Origin of the sequence: Mycobacterium sp. NPDC051804 (assembly GCF_044452905.1) — a bacterium.
Taxonomy (GTDB): domain Bacteria; phylum Actinomycetota; class Actinomycetes; order Mycobacteriales; family Mycobacteriaceae; genus Mycobacterium.
Genome location: NZ_JBITCD010000006.1, coordinates 371,553 through 385,107, shown reverse-complemented (window position 1 = coordinate 385,107; position 13,555 = coordinate 371,553). Strand labels below are relative to the sequence as shown.

The window sequence follows — 13,555 nt, the reverse complement described above, 5'->3', positions numbered from 1 at the left end:
ATTCGTCCCTCCCCTAAATACGACGCGGACTGACTAGACGTTCACTCGCGGTCGCGATGAGAATTGTCACGGCCGCAGGTCTACCGCCGTATGACAACCACGACCGCGGAAGTACGTACTCCGAACTCCACCGCCCTACCGGATATCGGCCTTTTGATCCTGCGTCTCGGCCTCGGCGCGGCGATGCTGCAGGCCGCGTTGCTCAAGGCGTTCGACTTCAGCACCACCGTGGGGTTCATGGAGACCGGTGGGTGGCAACCCCCGACCTTGGCGGCGTTGATGGTTACGGTGACCGAGCTCCTGGGCGGCATCGGTCTCCTCTTTGGCGTGCTCACACCGCTGGCGGCGTGTGCGGTCATCGCGGCGATGCTGGACGCGTGGGCCGTGAACGTCTCGGCGGGTGCGGTCTGGTCCGACCCCTTCAATGCGCCGTTCTTGATCGCGCTCGGCGCTGTGACGTTGCTGTTCACCGGCGCCGGGACGCTTTCGGTCGACGCGCGGGTGTTCGGCCGGACGGGGTGGTCAACCAAGATCACGGTCGGGTTGCTGCTCGTCGCGATCGTCGCCGCCGTTGTGACGTGGATTGTGCTCAACGGAACGAACCCGATCCACTTCAGCGCGCCGACCAGCTGAAACCTACTCACGGGTAGGAATCGGACCCTACCGAGCGGTAAGAATTGCCACCGTTTTCCGAATCGTGACTCAAAGATTCCTTAATAGCGATGGTTACTGTTCAGTACATGTGGATCGACGACACCAGTGCCGATGTCATCAAGGTTGACTTCGAGGCGCTCTACCACGGCGATTTCCTGGTAGAGGGCGACACCTCGGAGCAGCTCGACGACGAGCACACCCTGCCCACCGCGGTATGAAAAAGCGCGCGCCCTGAGGGCGCGCGCTCTTCCGCAGCGGTTTGCCCCAGTGCGGGGCCCAGTTCGTTGATTCCTGTTTTCTGAAATCCCGTCCTACGCGACGTTCTCTTCTTGATCGGCCTCGACCATGCCGGCCAACCTGCCGGTGATGATCTCCTCGGCTTCCTCGACGATCCGCGATACCAGGTCACCGCACGTCGGGATGTCGTTGATCAGGCCCATGGCGGTGCCCACTGACCAGATGCCCGCATCCAGGTCGCCGACTTCGTAGACCTTGACGCCGCGCGATCCGGCGACCAGGTCCTTGACGTCCTCGAACTGTCCACCGCGGTTGAGGATCTCCACAACCTCCCGGGACACCGCATTGCTCGCGACGCGAGCAGTGTTGCGCAGCGGCCGGAAGATCATCTCGGTGTCGAGCTCGCTGCCCGCCACGATCGCGTCCTTCACGTTCTGATGAATGGCGGACTCGACGGTGCACATGAACCGGCTGCCCATGTTGATGCCGTCGGCGCCCAGCGCCAGCGCCGCCGCCAGCCCACGTCCGTCGGCGAATCCACCTGAGGCGATCATCGGGATATCGATCTTGGTCGCCGCGGCGGGGATCAGCACCAGGCCCGGGATGTCGTCTTCACCGGGGTGACCGGCGCACTCGAAACCGTCGATGCTGATGCCGTCGACGCCCAGGCTCTGGGCCTTGACCGCGTGCCGCACCGAGGTGCACTTGTGCAGCACCTTGATCCCGTTGTCGTGAAACATCGGCAAGTGCGGTGCTGGATTGGAGCCCGCGGTCTCGACGATTTTGATGCCGGAGTCGACGATCACCTGGCGGTACTCGTCATACGGCGGCGGGTTGATGGTCGGCAGGATCGTCAGGTTCACGCCGAACGGCCTGTCCGTCAGATCGCGGCACTTGGCGATCTCCTTGGCCAAGTCGGCGGGCGTCGGTTGGGTCAGCGCCGTGATGAACCCGAGGCCACCCGCATTGGCCACTGCCGCAACGAGTTCCGCGCGGCCGACCCACTGCATACCGCCCTGGACAACCGGATGCTCGATGCCGAAGGTCTCGGTGAACTTCGTATTGATGGTCATCGGGGAGCCATCCTGATCGCACCGTCGAGGCGAATCACTTCGCCATTGAGCATCGGGTTCTCGATGATGTGCACCGCCAGCGCGCCGTACTCATCGGGATCGCCGAGACGGGCCGGATGGGGCACCTGCTTACCGAGGGACTGCTGAGCCTCTTCGGGCAGCGAGCCCAGCAGCGGGGTCTTGAACAGACCGGGCGCGATGGTGCACACGCGGATGAGCTCCCGCGACAGGTCGCGGGCGATCGGCACCGTCATGCCGACCACGCCACCCTTGGACGCCGAGTACGCCGCCTGGCCGATCTGGCCCTCGAACGCTGCGACGGACGCGGTGTTGATGATGACGCCGCGCTCCTCGCCGAGCGGTTCGTTCTTGGCGATGCGCTCCGCCGAGAGGCGCAGCACATTGAACGTCCCGATCAGGTTGACCTCGACGACCTTCTTGAAGGCGTCCAGCGGGAAGGGGCCGTCCTTGCTCAGCGTCTTGGCCGCGTTGCCGATGCCTGCGCAGTTGACGTTGATGCGCACGGGACCCATCGACTCGGCGACGTCGAGCGCCTTGCCCACCGCCACCTCGTCGGTGACGTTGGTCTCGACGAACTTGGCCCGGTCACCGAGCGCTGCGACGGCCTCTTCGCCGCGCAGATCGATCACCACGACGGATGCGCCCCTGTCAAGCAGCCGCTTGGTGGTCGCCAGGCCGAGCCCGGAGGCTCCACCGGTGACGACGGCTACGGCGTCTTTGATCTCCACTGAATGTGTTCCTTTCGTTTAAACCCAGTCTCGGAGTACGGCTTCGGTGTCGGCGCCTGCCTGTCCGGGCGGCGTCGGGGTTGGCGGCACACTGCGCGAGAATCTTGGCGCGGGCATCGGCTGCAGGTAGCCGCCCTCGGCCGAGTCATCCCGGTAGAAGGTGTCGCGTTCGGTGATGTGCGGCTCGGATTCGACCTCGCCGAAGGACAGCACCGGCGTCACGCACGCATCGCTGTCGGCGAAGACCTTGGCCCAGTGGTCGCGGTCCTTGGCTGCGACGGCCTCGGTGATGGCCGCGCGCAGCTCAGGCCAGCGGCCCATGTCGTTCTGGTCGGGCAGATCGGCGCCTTCGAGGCCAAGGCCCTTGATCATCTCCGCGTAGAACTGCGGCTCGATCGCGCCGATCGCGATGTGCTTACCGTCCGCGCAGGTGTAGGTGTCGTAGTAGGGGGCGCCGCCGTCGAGCATGTTCACCCCACGGGTGTCCGACCACATGCCGTCCTGCCGGAAGCCCCAGATCATCTGCGCCAGAACGCTGGACCCGTCGACCATCGCGGCGTCGACCACCTGCCCCTTACCAGAGGTCTGTCGCTCCCACAGCGCGGACAGAATCCCGACGAGCAGGAACATCGACCCGCCGCCGAAGTCGCCGGTCAAGTTCAGCGGCGGCACCGGCCGCTCACCGGCACGCCCGATCGAGTGCAGCACGCCGTTGAGGGAGATGTAGTTGATGTCGTGGCCGGCCTGCAGCCGCCGCGGCCCGGTCTGACCCCACCCCGTCATGCGGCCGTAGACCAACCGTTCGTTGACCTTGGCGCAGTCCTCGGGCCCCAGGCCCAGCCGCTCGGTGACACCGGGGCGCAGCCCTTCGATCAGCACGTCGGCTTTAGCGACCAGCTTCAGCACGAGGTCGCGGCCCTCGTCGGACTTCAGGTCGGCGGTCACCGACCGGCGATTGCGCAACGCGGTTTCGCGTCTGGAGCTCGGGATGCCGCCGAGTTTTCCTGGCCGATCGATACGGACGACGTCGGCGCCGAGGTCGCCGAGGATCATCGCAGCGTGCGGACCTGGGCCGATGCTGGCCAGTTCTATGACACGCAATCCGTGAAGTGGTCCAGCCATGCCCAAAAACCGCCCTTCGTCCGACTAACCCTGTCGACGCCGACATAGCTTACTTGTATAACCAAGTGGTTCGGTCCTAGGGTGCAGCCATGACAACCGTCGACTCGAGCGCGCAGACCTACAGCGGTATCGACGACCTGACCGTCGAGCTTGTCGACGGCGTGCTGCACGTCACGATGAACAGGCCGGGCAGCCTCAACTCGCTGACCGCCGCGATGTTTCGGACCATGACCTCGGCACTGCAGCAGGCCGCCACCGACCCACGGGTCAAGGTGGTGCGACTGGGCGGTGCGGGCCGGGGCTTCTCATCGGGCGCGGGCATCAGCGACGAGGACCAGGCGCAGAAGTCTGAGGATGGGCCCGAATCCGTTCTGAACGCGGCCAACGACGCCGTGCGGTCGATCGTGAACCTGCCGCAGCCGGTGGTTGCGGTCGTGCAGGGGCCGTGCGCCGGCGTCGGTGCCTCGTTGGCGTTGGCGTCCGACGTCGTAGTCGCCTCGGAGAAGGCGTTTTTCATGCTGGCCTTCACCAAGATCGGGTTGATGCCCGACGGCGGCGCATCGGCACTGATCGCCGCGGCGGTCGGCCGCATCCGTGCCATGCGGATGGCGTTGATGGGCGAGCGGATCAGCGCCGCCGATGCCTATGAATGGGGTCTCGTCACCTCCGTTCACCCCGCCGAGGAACTCGATGCCGCAGCGGACAAGATGATCTCGGCCCTCATGGACGGCCCCGCCGTATCCCTGCGGAAAACCAAACACGCCGTCAACGCCGCGACGCTCACCGAGCTGGAACCCGCGATCGCCCGCGAGACCGAGGGCCAGATGGTGCTGCTCGTCTCGCACGACTTCCGCGAAGGCGCGCGGGCTTTCCAAGAGCGCCGGAAGGCTGACTTCACCGACTCGTAGCACCCGAAAATCGTTGGACGCCGCCCGGGTTGATCGGCGACCATCGATCGGTGAGTACGCAATTCGAGATACAACAACCGGTGCGCGACACCGGCGGTTGGCGTGTGCTCGCACCGTTTCAGATCCGCGAGTACCGCCTGCTGATCGCCGCTGTTTCGCTATCGATCTTCGCCGAGGGCATGTGGGCCGTCGTGATGGCGCTGCAGGTCATCGAGCTCAAGAACGACCCCGCCGCGCTGTCGCTGGTGGCGGCGTGTCTTGGCGTCGGCATCGTGGCCTTCCTTCTGGTGGGCGGTATCGCCGCGGACCGCTTCAACCAGCGCACGATCATCATCCTGGTCGAAACCGTCAACGTCACCGTTGTATCGGTGATCGCCGTACTGGGACTGGTTGGCGCGCTGCAGATCTGGCACATGGCGGTGGCCGCAGGGCTATTGGGTGTGGCCGCGGCGTTCTTCTTCCCCGCCTACAGCGCGATCCTGCCCAGGATCCTGCCTGCGGAACAACTGCTGGCCGCCAACGGTGTCGAAGGTGTGGTGCGCCCGGTGTTTCAACGCGCCGTCGGACCCGCGGTCGCCGGCATGTTGGTGGGTGCGACGTTCCCGGCGCTGGGCTCCGTCGTCGTGGCCGCGCTTTTCGCCGTGGGCCTGATCCTGCTCGTCGCCACAAGAGGAACCGCCACATCGTCTGTCCGCGAAACCGGTCAGGAACGGCCGCACATGGCGCGCGATCTGCGCGACGGCTTCGTGTTCATGCTCCGCACGCCGTGGCTGCTGTGGACGCTGCTGTTCGCGAGCCTGTTCGTGCTCGTCGTGCTGGGCCCCATCGAGGTGCTGCTGCCGTTCATCGCCAACGACCGATTCGAGGACGGCGCTCGCATGTACGGGTTCATCCTGGCGTTCTTCGGAATGGGCAGCGCCCTTGGCGCGCTTGCGGTCTCGTCGGGCCGGCTACCCCGCCGGTACCTCACGGTGATGATGGCGATGTGGGGCCTCGGCTCCGTGCCTTTGGTGATCGTCGGGTTCACGTCGTCGTTCACCCTGATGGCCGTCGCGACGTTCGTGGTCGGTGTCACCGATGGTGCGGGCATGGTCATCTGGGGCACGCTGCTGCAGCGGCGGGTACCCACCGAGATGCTGGGCCGGGTGTCGAGCCTGGACTTCTTCGTCTCGCTGGCGTTCATGCCGGTGTCGTTCGCGATCGTCGGCCCATTGTCGAAAGTCGTTTCGATGCAGACGATCTTCCTGGTGGCAGGCATCGCGCCGGTGCTGCTGGCGGCGATCGCGTTGGTGGCGGCGAAGATGCGTCAGGACGAGCTGGCGCACCCCTTGCGGTAGCCGAAGCGCTAGACGCCGAACATCGGGGGTAGTGCGAGCACCATGACCAGACCCCAGAAAAAGTGGGTCAGCATCGGTGCGAGCACTCCCCCGGTCTTCTGGCGCTCGATCGCACACACCGTGCCGAGCACGATGGCTGCGAAACCCAGCATCGGGTTACCGGTCGCGACCCCGGTTGCGATCACGTACAGCACCGTCGAAACCAGCACCGGGCGAAAGCGACCAAGCGCGGTGTAGAGCGCGCCGCGGAAGAACATCTCCTCGGCCACACCGTTGACGACGGTGATGAACGTGACCAGTAGCAGTGGTCCGTAGTCGGCGAATTCCAGTACCCGAGTGATGTAGTCGCGAACCGGGGGAATCTCGCGGGCGATCAGCCCGCCGACGATGAAGACGGCGCCCAGGAGTAGACCCACTACGGTTCCGGTGATCCACGGGCGCTGGTTGCGGCCCCGGAAACGGATGCAGCCAAGGTGCAGCGGGCCGGACGCCAACGCCCCGACAGCCCACACCGCGGCCAGCGCCAGTGTCAACCAGTAGAACGACGCGTCACCCGGCGGCCGCGCCAGCGAGTACCCAAGCAGCGCACCGCCGATCACCAAGACGACCGCCACGATGACGCGTCTACGCCGGATCACACCGGGTGGCTCGTGATGCGCAACCGGGCACGCGCCCATGATCTCTTTGGCCTCGGCCAGCCACGTGGTCCGAGTCGCAGCCGGTTGGGTCACGCGGACCTCTTCTTCGGAACGAGGTTGATCGCCGTGTCGAGTCCCGTACGCACCGCGGCCGCAAGGGGTCCCGGTACTACGCCGAGCAGTCCCAGTGCCGGCCGCACGAACGGCGGTGTGATGTGACTGGCCAGTTGCCGAATGCGGAACGTGTCGCCACCTGCCCACGTCGGATCCGTGTCGGCCAGATGGTGCGGATCGGCGAGCGCGTCAACGGGGTGCGGCTTGCGACTTTCGAGCGCCCGCGCCATGGCCTCGTCGATTCCGACAAGCCCATCCGGCGGATCAGGCACCACATCGCGAAGCCCGTTGCCAGAAGCCATCATTGGATGGTCAAGCGACTCCACCAGATCGGACGCCAGCCCGCCCGGCACCGGTAGCACCGCGGAAGTCACCAACGACACCAGCCCGGTGTCGACACCGTTGACGGGCAGTTCGGCACGCCACTTGCCCGCGTTGCGGGCGTAGGCCCGCAACAGGTCGGCGTACGACGACGTTTCGGGACCGGAGATGTCGTACGCCCCTGCGGGCACCGTTTCGTCCGCTGCGGCGACCAGGTAATAGAGGACGTCGCTGATCGAGATCGGGTCGATCGGATTGACCGACCACCCGGGCATCGGCATCAACAGAAAACGGTCCCCGACGTAGCGGAGCATCTCGAACGACGTCGATCCAGCCCCAATGATCATCGCCGCGCCCAGCCAGACGACGTCGGGACCACCGTCCACGCTCAGCGACTCGGCGACTTCGGCGCGGCTGCTCAGGTGCTCGGAGAGGTTGTCGTCATCGGGCACGAATCCGCCGAGATACACGATGCGGCGCACACCGGCGTTCTTGGCCGCGTTCGCCACGTTGGCCGCGGCGCGGTTGTCCGACTCGCGAAAGCCTGGCTGCCCGATGCCGTGCACCAGGTAGTAGAGGACGTCTACCGGGCCTGCACTCTCGAACGCGTGCCGCGCCGACTCCTGATTGTGCGCGTCGAGTGCGACCCCGGTGACCCGGTCATGCCAGCCGAAATCAGCCAGCCGGGCCGGGTTTCGCGTTGCGGCGATGACGTCGTGTCCCTCGTCGAGAAGGGCCGTGACGAGCCGCGATCCGACATAGCCGGTCGCGCCCGTCACCAAAGTTCGCACGTTGCTCACCGTACGGCTGTACCCAGCCCCGGCGAATCGGAACCTCCGACGGTCAGGCGGGGGCGTACTTGAAGCTCACCTTCACTACGCCGTGGTCACCCGTGCCGACCTCTCTGTGATTGTCGAAGTTGAGGTGGTCGTTGTTGATGACCATGCCGTCGAACAGCCAGAGCCGGTCCCTGCTGTTGTCGTAGAACTGCTCGCTGACGAGCACCTGATCGAGCGATTCACGAAGGCCCTCGTGAACGTGCGTGTAATAGACATCACGCGTATCGCGGAACTCCTGCAGCGTCTGCGCGGTGTAGAGGCCGACATCGGCGCCGCCGAGCGCATCGCCAAGGAGGAACTTCGGTTGCTCTGTGAGGATGTTCGCGGTGTTGCTGGTCTGACTGTCGTTGATGTCGCCGAGGACGATCACCGGTGTGTCGGAGTCTCGCATCACCCCGGTGAGCATCACACGCAGTGCGACGGCTTCGGCCGTCCGCCTGATGGTGGAGATACCGGCGCCGAGCGCGTTCCGATGCGGTTTGTATTTACCGATTTCAGCCTGGTACCAGGCTTCCTCGCCGATGTCCGTCGGGAGTTTGGATTTCAGGTGCGTCACGAACACTTCGGTCGGGGTCTGATCATCACGGAGCTTCACGCGGAATCGAAGCACCGGCCTCGAGAACGCCTTGATGTTGATTTTGATCTGTGGCGCCTGGGGATCCAGCGGGTCATCCTTGGACTCCAGCCGCACGGCCTCGGGGAATTTGCTCTCCCATATCGGTTCGCCGTCGCGCAGACCCTGGCGGACGAGGGCGCCGCAGACGATCTTCCCTCCGGTCGCGGGTGTGGCGAGCGCTTCGTAGGTGTCCTTCAGATACTTCGGCTCTTCCGGCGTGCCGTGGTTGTAGTTCAGGACCGCCTCGAGCGCCTTCTTGCTCCACAACTCCTGAAGGCCGATGATGTCGGCGTTCATCGTCAACAGCTGCCACACGGTCCATTGGACCTTGAGCACGAACTCCTTGTCGGTCCACGGCTTTTGACCCTTGTTCATCCGCTTGCCGACTTCTTGGAAGTTGTACAGGTTGAACGTCGCGACGCTGAATTCCTTGCGATTCATGCGCCCATCATCGGCCCGCGAGCCCGCGCCGTCGCGCGTAGGTGACTACGTCACCGCGCCGCGGTGCAGCTCGATCAGCGCCTGATAGACCTGCGCGTTGTTCCGGTTGTGCGCGACCTCCGCGTCACTGAGATCACGGCGCGTCTTACCTGGCACGCCCGCCACCAGCGACCGCGGTGGCACCACGAAGCCTTGCGGCACCAGTGCACTGGCAGCGATCAGCGATCCCGCGCCGATTTTGGCGCCGTTGAGGATCACCGCCCCCATCCCGATGAGGCAACCGTCCTCGACCTCGCAGCCATGCAGCACGGCGTTGTGCCCGACGCTGACGTTGGCGCCGACGCGGACGGGAAATCCAGGGTCGACGTGGATCGTCACGCCGTCCTGGATGTTGGTGCCCGCGCCGATCTCGATCGGTTCGGTCTCCGCCCGCAGGGTGGCGCCGTACCAGACGCTGGCCCGCGCGCCGAGGCTCACCTGTCCGATGAGGCTGGCATTGGGCGCCACCCAACTTTCGGCGTGCAACGACGGCGCGCGACCGCGAATGGGCACTATCAGCGGTTCAGGCATGCGCGTCATCGTATGCACCGTGACATATTGACAAGGTGGCCAGTACCCCGACAGCACTAGAGGTCGTCGACGGCATCGACCTGACCGGCAAGGTCTGCGTCATCACCGGCGCTTCGGCCGGGTTGGGCCGAGAGTCGGCACGCGCGCTCGCCAAGACCGGCGCGCACGTCATCCTCGCCGCACGCAATCGGGCAGCCCTCGCCGACACCGAGGAGTGGATACGCACCGAGGTCCCCGACGCCGCGACGTCGACGGTGGAGCTCGACCTGACCTCGCTGGTTGCGATCCGGTCGGCGGCCAAGGCGATCGATGCCATCGCACCCGCGATCCACGTGCTGATGAACAACGCGGGCGTGATGTTCACACCGTTGGGCCGGACGACCGATGGTTTCGAAATGCAGTTCGGCACCAACCATCTCGGCCATTTCGAACTCACCCGGCTACTCGAGCCGCAGCTCGCCGCGGCCGGTGGTGCACGCATAGTGAATCTGTCTTCGGACGGGCACCGGCTCAGCGACGTCGACCTCGACGACCCCAATTGGCAGCACCGCGACTACGACAAGTTCGCCGCCTACGGCGCCTCCAAGACGGCCAATATCCTGCACGTCGTTGAGCTGGACCGGCGGCTGCGCGACCACGCCGTCCGGGCATACGCGGTACATCCGGGGGTGGTGGCGACGTCCTTGGCCCGGCATATGTCCCGCGATGACTTCACCGCGCTGACGGAGTTCGTTCCGTCGGATCCCGCTCAGGAGAAGATCGACGTCCGCCGCGATTTCTCCATGCCCGAACACGGCGCGGCCACGCAGGTGTGGGCCGCGGTCGGCGACGACCTCGCGGACGTCGGATCGGTGTATCTGGCGGACTGCCGGATTCAAGAGAACCTGGCGCCGTACGCGATGGACGAGGCGCGCGCACAACGGTTGTGGGAGACCTCTGAGCGTCTCTGTACCGATGCGGTTGCGGGACACTGAGATTCATGGCTGACGTCGTGCACCTACGGTCCTACGACGACCGCAGCCGCGACGACGCGGATACCGCGAAGATACTCGGCGCGACGGTCGAACTGCTGCGCGAGATTCCGTACTCCGACATCACCATGCAGGCGATCTGCAAGCGCGCCGGCATATCCAGCGGCTCGCTGCGGGAGCACTTTTGGTCGAAGGACGCGATAGTCGCCGAGATCTACCTCGACCGGTTGCGCGCGGTACCGCTGGACGTCGACGTCGAATCGGGCGCCAAGGACCGCATCGTCGCGCAGTTCTCCCATCTGGTGATGTTGTTGGCCGACGAACCCGGTCTGGCCGCGGCCTGCTCCAGCGCGCTGGTATGCAGCGACCCGTCCGTGCGATCCGTTCGGGAGCGCATCCACGCCGAGTACCACCGGCGTGTACGCACGATGCTGCGCTCGGGTGCGTGGCCCGAGGTGACGCAGACGCTCGAATTCGGCCTCGTCGGCGCGCTGGTCCATGCGAGCTGTGGCGTCGACACCTTCCAGCAGACCGCCGACGACCTCGCCGACATGGTGGCGACGGTGCTGCCCGACGGCGGCTAAGCCCCCTGGCGTCGTCCAAATCTCGGCGTACGTTTGGGACGCGCCGCCGCCAATGGTGACAACCAGCAGCTCAGGCACAGTTGCCGTTGTATTCATCCACGGCTGTTCTTCCTTACGCAACCGCACGAAAAGTCGAGTAGTCCTATACGCACGCTCTCGACGCGAATCGCTGCACACTCAATTTCATGCGCATTGTCGTCACGGGCGGCAACAGCGGGGTCGGCAAAGCGACCGCCGGCGCGTTGGCCGCTGCCGGCCACAGCGTGCTGATTGCCTGCCGAACCATTCCCAAGGCCGAGCGGGCTGCTGCGGAGATGACCGGCGACGTCGAAATTCGTCACCTCGACCTCGCCGACCTGACCAGCGTGCGCAGGTTCGCCGACTCGGTGGAAGCCGTCGACGTGCTGGTGAACAACGCCGGAGTGATGGGGCAAGCGCTACCCCGCACCGCCGAAGGCTTCGAGGCGCACATGGGCACCAACTATCTCGGACATTTCGCGCTGACTTGCCTGCTCGGAAGCAAGATCAAGAACCGGGTGATATCGGTGGGCAGCGCGACCTACGCGTTCGGCCACATTCGCCTCGACGACCTCAACCGCCATCGCCGCGAGGCGCCGATGTTTTCCGCGTACGCGGACTCCAAGCTGGCCGTCATGTTGTTCGTCTTCGCGTTGGCCCGCCGCGGCGTCCGCGCGTATGTGGCCGACCCTGGGGGCGCGGAATCCGACATCACTCGGGGCGCTACAGGACTATGGCGCCTGTGGGTCGAGCACAACCCGACGCCGTTTCTCGCGCAACCTTCTGATCTCGCGGCCCGTAGCACCATGCAGGCGGTGGCAACCGAGGAGCCGAGCGGAACCTATATCGCGCCGCGGATCGCGATGCTCGCGGGCGCACCAAGAGTGACGAAGACACTCAAGAAGGCCCGTGATCCCGTTATGGCGGAGCGTCTTTGGGATCTTTCCGCCGAGCTGACCGGCTGTGACTGGACGATTCATCCGGCATCGAGAGGCGCAATGTCATGACTGAGCAGGTGACATCGCGAGACAGCGTGGAGTTCGACCCGTTTTCGGACGACTTCTTCAACTCGCCCTTCAACACTTACCGTCGCCTTCGCGACGAAGCGCCGGTGTACCACAACGAGAAGTACGGCTTCTGGGCGTTGTCACGCTATGAGGACGTCGAGCCGGCGCTGAGGGACTTCGAGACCTACTCATCGGCTAGGGGCATCACGCTCGACACTTATCTGGCCGAACCCGATCCGTCGCAACCGCGAATGATCATCATGATGGATCCGCCGGAACACACGGTGATGCGCAAATTGGTCAACAAGGTTTTCACGCCGCGGGCCGTGGCGGACCTCGAGACGATGATCCGCGAAAAGGTCACTGCCGTCGCGGACACGCTCGATCGCAAAGCGTTTGATGTCGTCGCCGACTTTGGGGCGATCTTTCCCGTCGAGGTCATCACCACCATGCTGGGTGTCCCCGCAGAACACCGGCAGCAGCTACGGCTGTGGAGCGACACACAGTTGGAGCGCAAGCCGGGAGATTTTCACGTTCCGCCGGAAGGTATCGAGGCGGCCGAAGCGATCATGATGTTCTATTTTGGGTTGGTCGTCGAGCGTCGGGCCAACCCGCGCGACGACATGATCAGCCGGCTGACTGAAGTCGATGTCGTACGCGACGACGGTGTGGCGAAGCTGACCGATGCCGAAATCGCTGCCTTCGCAATGATGCTCGGTGGCGCTGGCGCCGAAACGGTCGTGAAGCTGATCGGCAATGCGGCAGTCACGTTCGCGAAGAACCCCGACCAATGGCGAAAACTTCAGCAGGACAAGAGCAAAATCCCCTTCGCGTTCGAGGAATTGCTTCGATACGAGGCACCGTCGCAATACCAACTCCGCTACAGCACGCGGGATGTGACGCTGCATGGAGCCACCATCCCCGCGGGCAGCATCGTCATGTTGATCAACGGGTCGGCGACGCGCGACGAACGCACGTTCATCGATGCCGATCGATTCGACATCGACCGCGTTCCATCCGGGCACAACCTCAACTTCGGGTACGGCGTGCACAGTTGCCTCGGAGCGGCACTTGCACGGATGGAGGGCCGCATCGCACTCGAGGTGATGCTTGATCTCATGCCCGAATACGAAGTGGACACCGGTGGACTGCGACGAGTCGCGATGGCGAACGTGGCGGGGTGGTCGCACGTGCCGGTCCGAGTGCTGCGCTAGGCCCCCAGCCCCGACAGTCTGGCCGCGTTCTACCTCGCAGGAGGCCTCTCTTTTCGTTGCGGCGGCTTTGTGTGGCAAGATCCGCAACGCGCAGGTCAGAGCACCCGCAACCTGAGTTTTACGAGGTTCCGGCTTTGGCGAT

Annotated in this window: 15 protein-coding genes; 8 read left to right on the top strand and 7 right to left on the bottom strand. The window is 65.0% G+C overall.

Annotation, left to right across the window (positions count from 1 at the left end; all coding sequences use genetic code 11):
• The first annotated feature begins 90 nt into the window (after positions 1 to 90).
• Both ACIA48_RS24740 and ACIA48_RS24735 read left to right on the top strand, forming a co-directional pair.
• Positions 91 to 633, top strand: coding sequence for a DoxX family protein (locus ACIA48_RS24740; RefSeq protein ID WP_396737799.1), 543 nt, complete (start codon positions 91 to 93; stop codon positions 631 to 633).
• Positions 634 to 740: 107 nt separating this feature from the next.
• A complete protein-coding gene (locus tag ACIA48_RS24735) occupies positions 741 to 872 on the top strand; it encodes a hypothetical protein (RefSeq protein WP_099038094.1) in 132 nt (43 codons plus the stop codon).
• A 93-nt stretch (positions 873 to 965) separates the two neighbouring features.
• Here ACIA48_RS24735 and ACIA48_RS24730 read toward each other — a convergent pair whose 3' ends face one another.
• From ACIA48_RS24730 to ACIA48_RS24720, 3 genes are read right to left on the bottom strand one after another with little or no spacing between them, the layout of a single operon-like run.
• Entirely contained in the window at positions 966 to 1,964 is a 999-nt protein-coding gene (locus ACIA48_RS24730; protein ID WP_396737796.1) for an NAD(P)H-dependent flavin oxidoreductase, read from the bottom strand.
• Positions 1,961 to 2,713, bottom strand: coding sequence for a 3-hydroxyacyl-CoA dehydrogenase (locus ACIA48_RS24725; protein ID WP_396737793.1), 753 nt, complete (start codon positions 2,711 to 2,713; stop codon positions 1,961 to 1,963). Before ACIA48_RS24725 ends, ACIA48_RS24730 begins: the two co-directional genes overlap by 4 nt.
• A gap of 18 nt (positions 2,714 to 2,731) precedes the next feature.
• A complete protein-coding gene (locus ACIA48_RS24720) occupies positions 2,732 to 3,835 on the bottom strand; it encodes a CaiB/BaiF CoA transferase family protein (RefSeq protein WP_396737790.1) in 1,104 nt (367 codons plus the stop codon).
• Positions 3,836 to 3,924: 89 nt separating this feature from the next.
• On the opposite strand from ACIA48_RS24720, the gene ACIA48_RS24715 reads away from it, so the two are divergent.
• Together ACIA48_RS24715 and tet(V) are read left to right on the top strand one after the other, a co-directional pair.
• Positions 3,925 to 4,743, top strand: coding sequence for an enoyl-CoA hydratase (locus ACIA48_RS24715; protein ID WP_396737787.1), 819 nt, complete (start codon positions 3,925 to 3,927; stop codon positions 4,741 to 4,743).
• An 80-nt stretch (positions 4,744 to 4,823) separates the two neighbouring features.
• Complete coding sequence (gene tet(V), locus ACIA48_RS24710; RefSeq protein ID WP_396738468.1) at positions 4,824 to 6,080, top strand: tetracycline efflux MFS transporter Tet(V); 1,257 nt, start codon at positions 4,824 to 4,826, stop codon at positions 6,078 to 6,080.
• Positions 6,081 to 6,088: 8 nt separating this feature from the next.
• Here the strand turns inward: tet(V) and ACIA48_RS24705 are convergent, their stop codons facing one another.
• From ACIA48_RS24705 to ACIA48_RS24690, 4 genes are read right to left on the bottom strand one after another with little or no spacing between them, the layout of a single operon-like run.
• The gene (locus ACIA48_RS24705) at positions 6,089 to 6,757 is read right to left on the bottom strand and encodes a lysostaphin resistance A-like protein (protein ID WP_396738466.1); all 669 of its coding nucleotides are present in this window, start codon (positions 6,755 to 6,757) and stop codon (positions 6,089 to 6,091) included.
• 50 nt (positions 6,758 to 6,807) lie between these two features.
• A complete protein-coding gene (locus ACIA48_RS24700; protein WP_396737785.1) occupies positions 6,808 to 7,953 on the bottom strand; it encodes an NAD(P)H-binding protein in 1,146 nt (381 codons plus the stop codon).
• 43 nt (positions 7,954 to 7,996) lie between these two features.
• Positions 7,997 to 9,049, bottom strand: coding sequence for a hypothetical protein (locus ACIA48_RS24695; protein ID WP_396737782.1), 1,053 nt, complete (start codon positions 9,047 to 9,049; stop codon positions 7,997 to 7,999).
• 45 nt (positions 9,050 to 9,094) lie between these two features.
• The gene (locus ACIA48_RS24690) at positions 9,095 to 9,619 is read right to left on the bottom strand and encodes a gamma carbonic anhydrase family protein (protein WP_396737779.1); all 525 of its coding nucleotides are present in this window, start codon (positions 9,617 to 9,619) and stop codon (positions 9,095 to 9,097) included.
• 35 nt (positions 9,620 to 9,654) lie between these two features.
• On the opposite strand from ACIA48_RS24690, the gene ACIA48_RS24685 reads away from it, so the two are divergent.
• The 4 genes from ACIA48_RS24685 (at position 9,655) to ACIA48_RS24670 (ending at position 13,413) form a co-directional block, all read left to right on the top strand.
• On the top strand, positions 9,655 to 10,593 hold the full coding sequence (locus ACIA48_RS24685; protein WP_396737776.1) for an SDR family NAD(P)-dependent oxidoreductase: 939 nt from the start codon (positions 9,655 to 9,657) through the stop codon (positions 10,591 to 10,593).
• Between the two features lie 5 nt (positions 10,594 to 10,598).
• Positions 10,599 to 11,174, top strand: coding sequence for a TetR/AcrR family transcriptional regulator (locus ACIA48_RS24680; RefSeq protein WP_396737774.1), 576 nt, complete (start codon positions 10,599 to 10,601; stop codon positions 11,172 to 11,174).
• Positions 11,175 to 11,359: 185 nt separating this feature from the next.
• Complete coding sequence (locus ACIA48_RS24675) at positions 11,360 to 12,199, top strand: SDR family NAD(P)-dependent oxidoreductase (RefSeq protein ID WP_396737771.1); 840 nt, start codon at positions 11,360 to 11,362, stop codon at positions 12,197 to 12,199.
• Positions 12,196 to 13,413: a cytochrome P450 gene (locus ACIA48_RS24670; RefSeq protein ID WP_396737768.1), complete on the top strand. Its 1,218-nt coding sequence runs from the start codon at positions 12,196 to 12,198 to the stop codon at positions 13,411 to 13,413. Before ACIA48_RS24675 ends, ACIA48_RS24670 begins: the two co-directional genes overlap by 4 nt.
• Positions 13,414 to 13,555: the final 142 nt, after the last annotated feature.

Excerpts from the sequence above, each read along its gene's own strand:
- ACIA48_RS24715 (WP_396737787.1), top strand. The coding sequence starts at position 3,925 with ATGACAACCGTCGACTCGAGCGCGCAGACCTACAGCGGTATCGACGAC.
- ACIA48_RS24705 (WP_396738466.1), bottom strand. The coding sequence starts at position 6,757 with ATGGGCGCGTGCCCGGTTGCGCATCACGAGCCACCCGGTGTGATCCGG.
- ACIA48_RS24740 (WP_396737799.1), top strand. The coding sequence starts at position 91 with ATGACAACCACGACCGCGGAAGTACGTACTCCGAACTCCACCGCCCTA.
- ACIA48_RS24730 (WP_396737796.1), bottom strand. The coding sequence starts at position 1,964 with ATGACCATCAATACGAAGTTCACCGAGACCTTCGGCATCGAGCATCCG.
- ACIA48_RS24675 (WP_396737771.1), top strand. The coding sequence starts at position 11,360 with ATGCGCATTGTCGTCACGGGCGGCAACAGCGGGGTCGGCAAAGCGACC.
- ACIA48_RS24695 (WP_396737782.1), bottom strand. The coding sequence starts at position 9,049 with ATGAATCGCAAGGAATTCAGCGTCGCGACGTTCAACCTGTACAACTTC.
- ACIA48_RS24690 (WP_396737779.1), bottom strand. The coding sequence starts at position 9,619 with ATGCCTGAACCGCTGATAGTGCCCATTCGCGGTCGCGCGCCGTCGTTG.
- ACIA48_RS24735 (WP_099038094.1), top strand. The coding sequence starts at position 741 with ATGTGGATCGACGACACCAGTGCCGATGTCATCAAGGTTGACTTCGAG.
- ACIA48_RS24720 (WP_396737790.1), bottom strand. The coding sequence starts at position 3,835 with ATGGCTGGACCACTTCACGGATTGCGTGTCATAGAACTGGCCAGCATC.
- ACIA48_RS24680 (WP_396737774.1), top strand. The coding sequence starts at position 10,599 with ATGGCTGACGTCGTGCACCTACGGTCCTACGACGACCGCAGCCGCGAC.
- ACIA48_RS24670 (WP_396737768.1), top strand. The coding sequence starts at position 12,196 with ATGACTGAGCAGGTGACATCGCGAGACAGCGTGGAGTTCGACCCGTTT.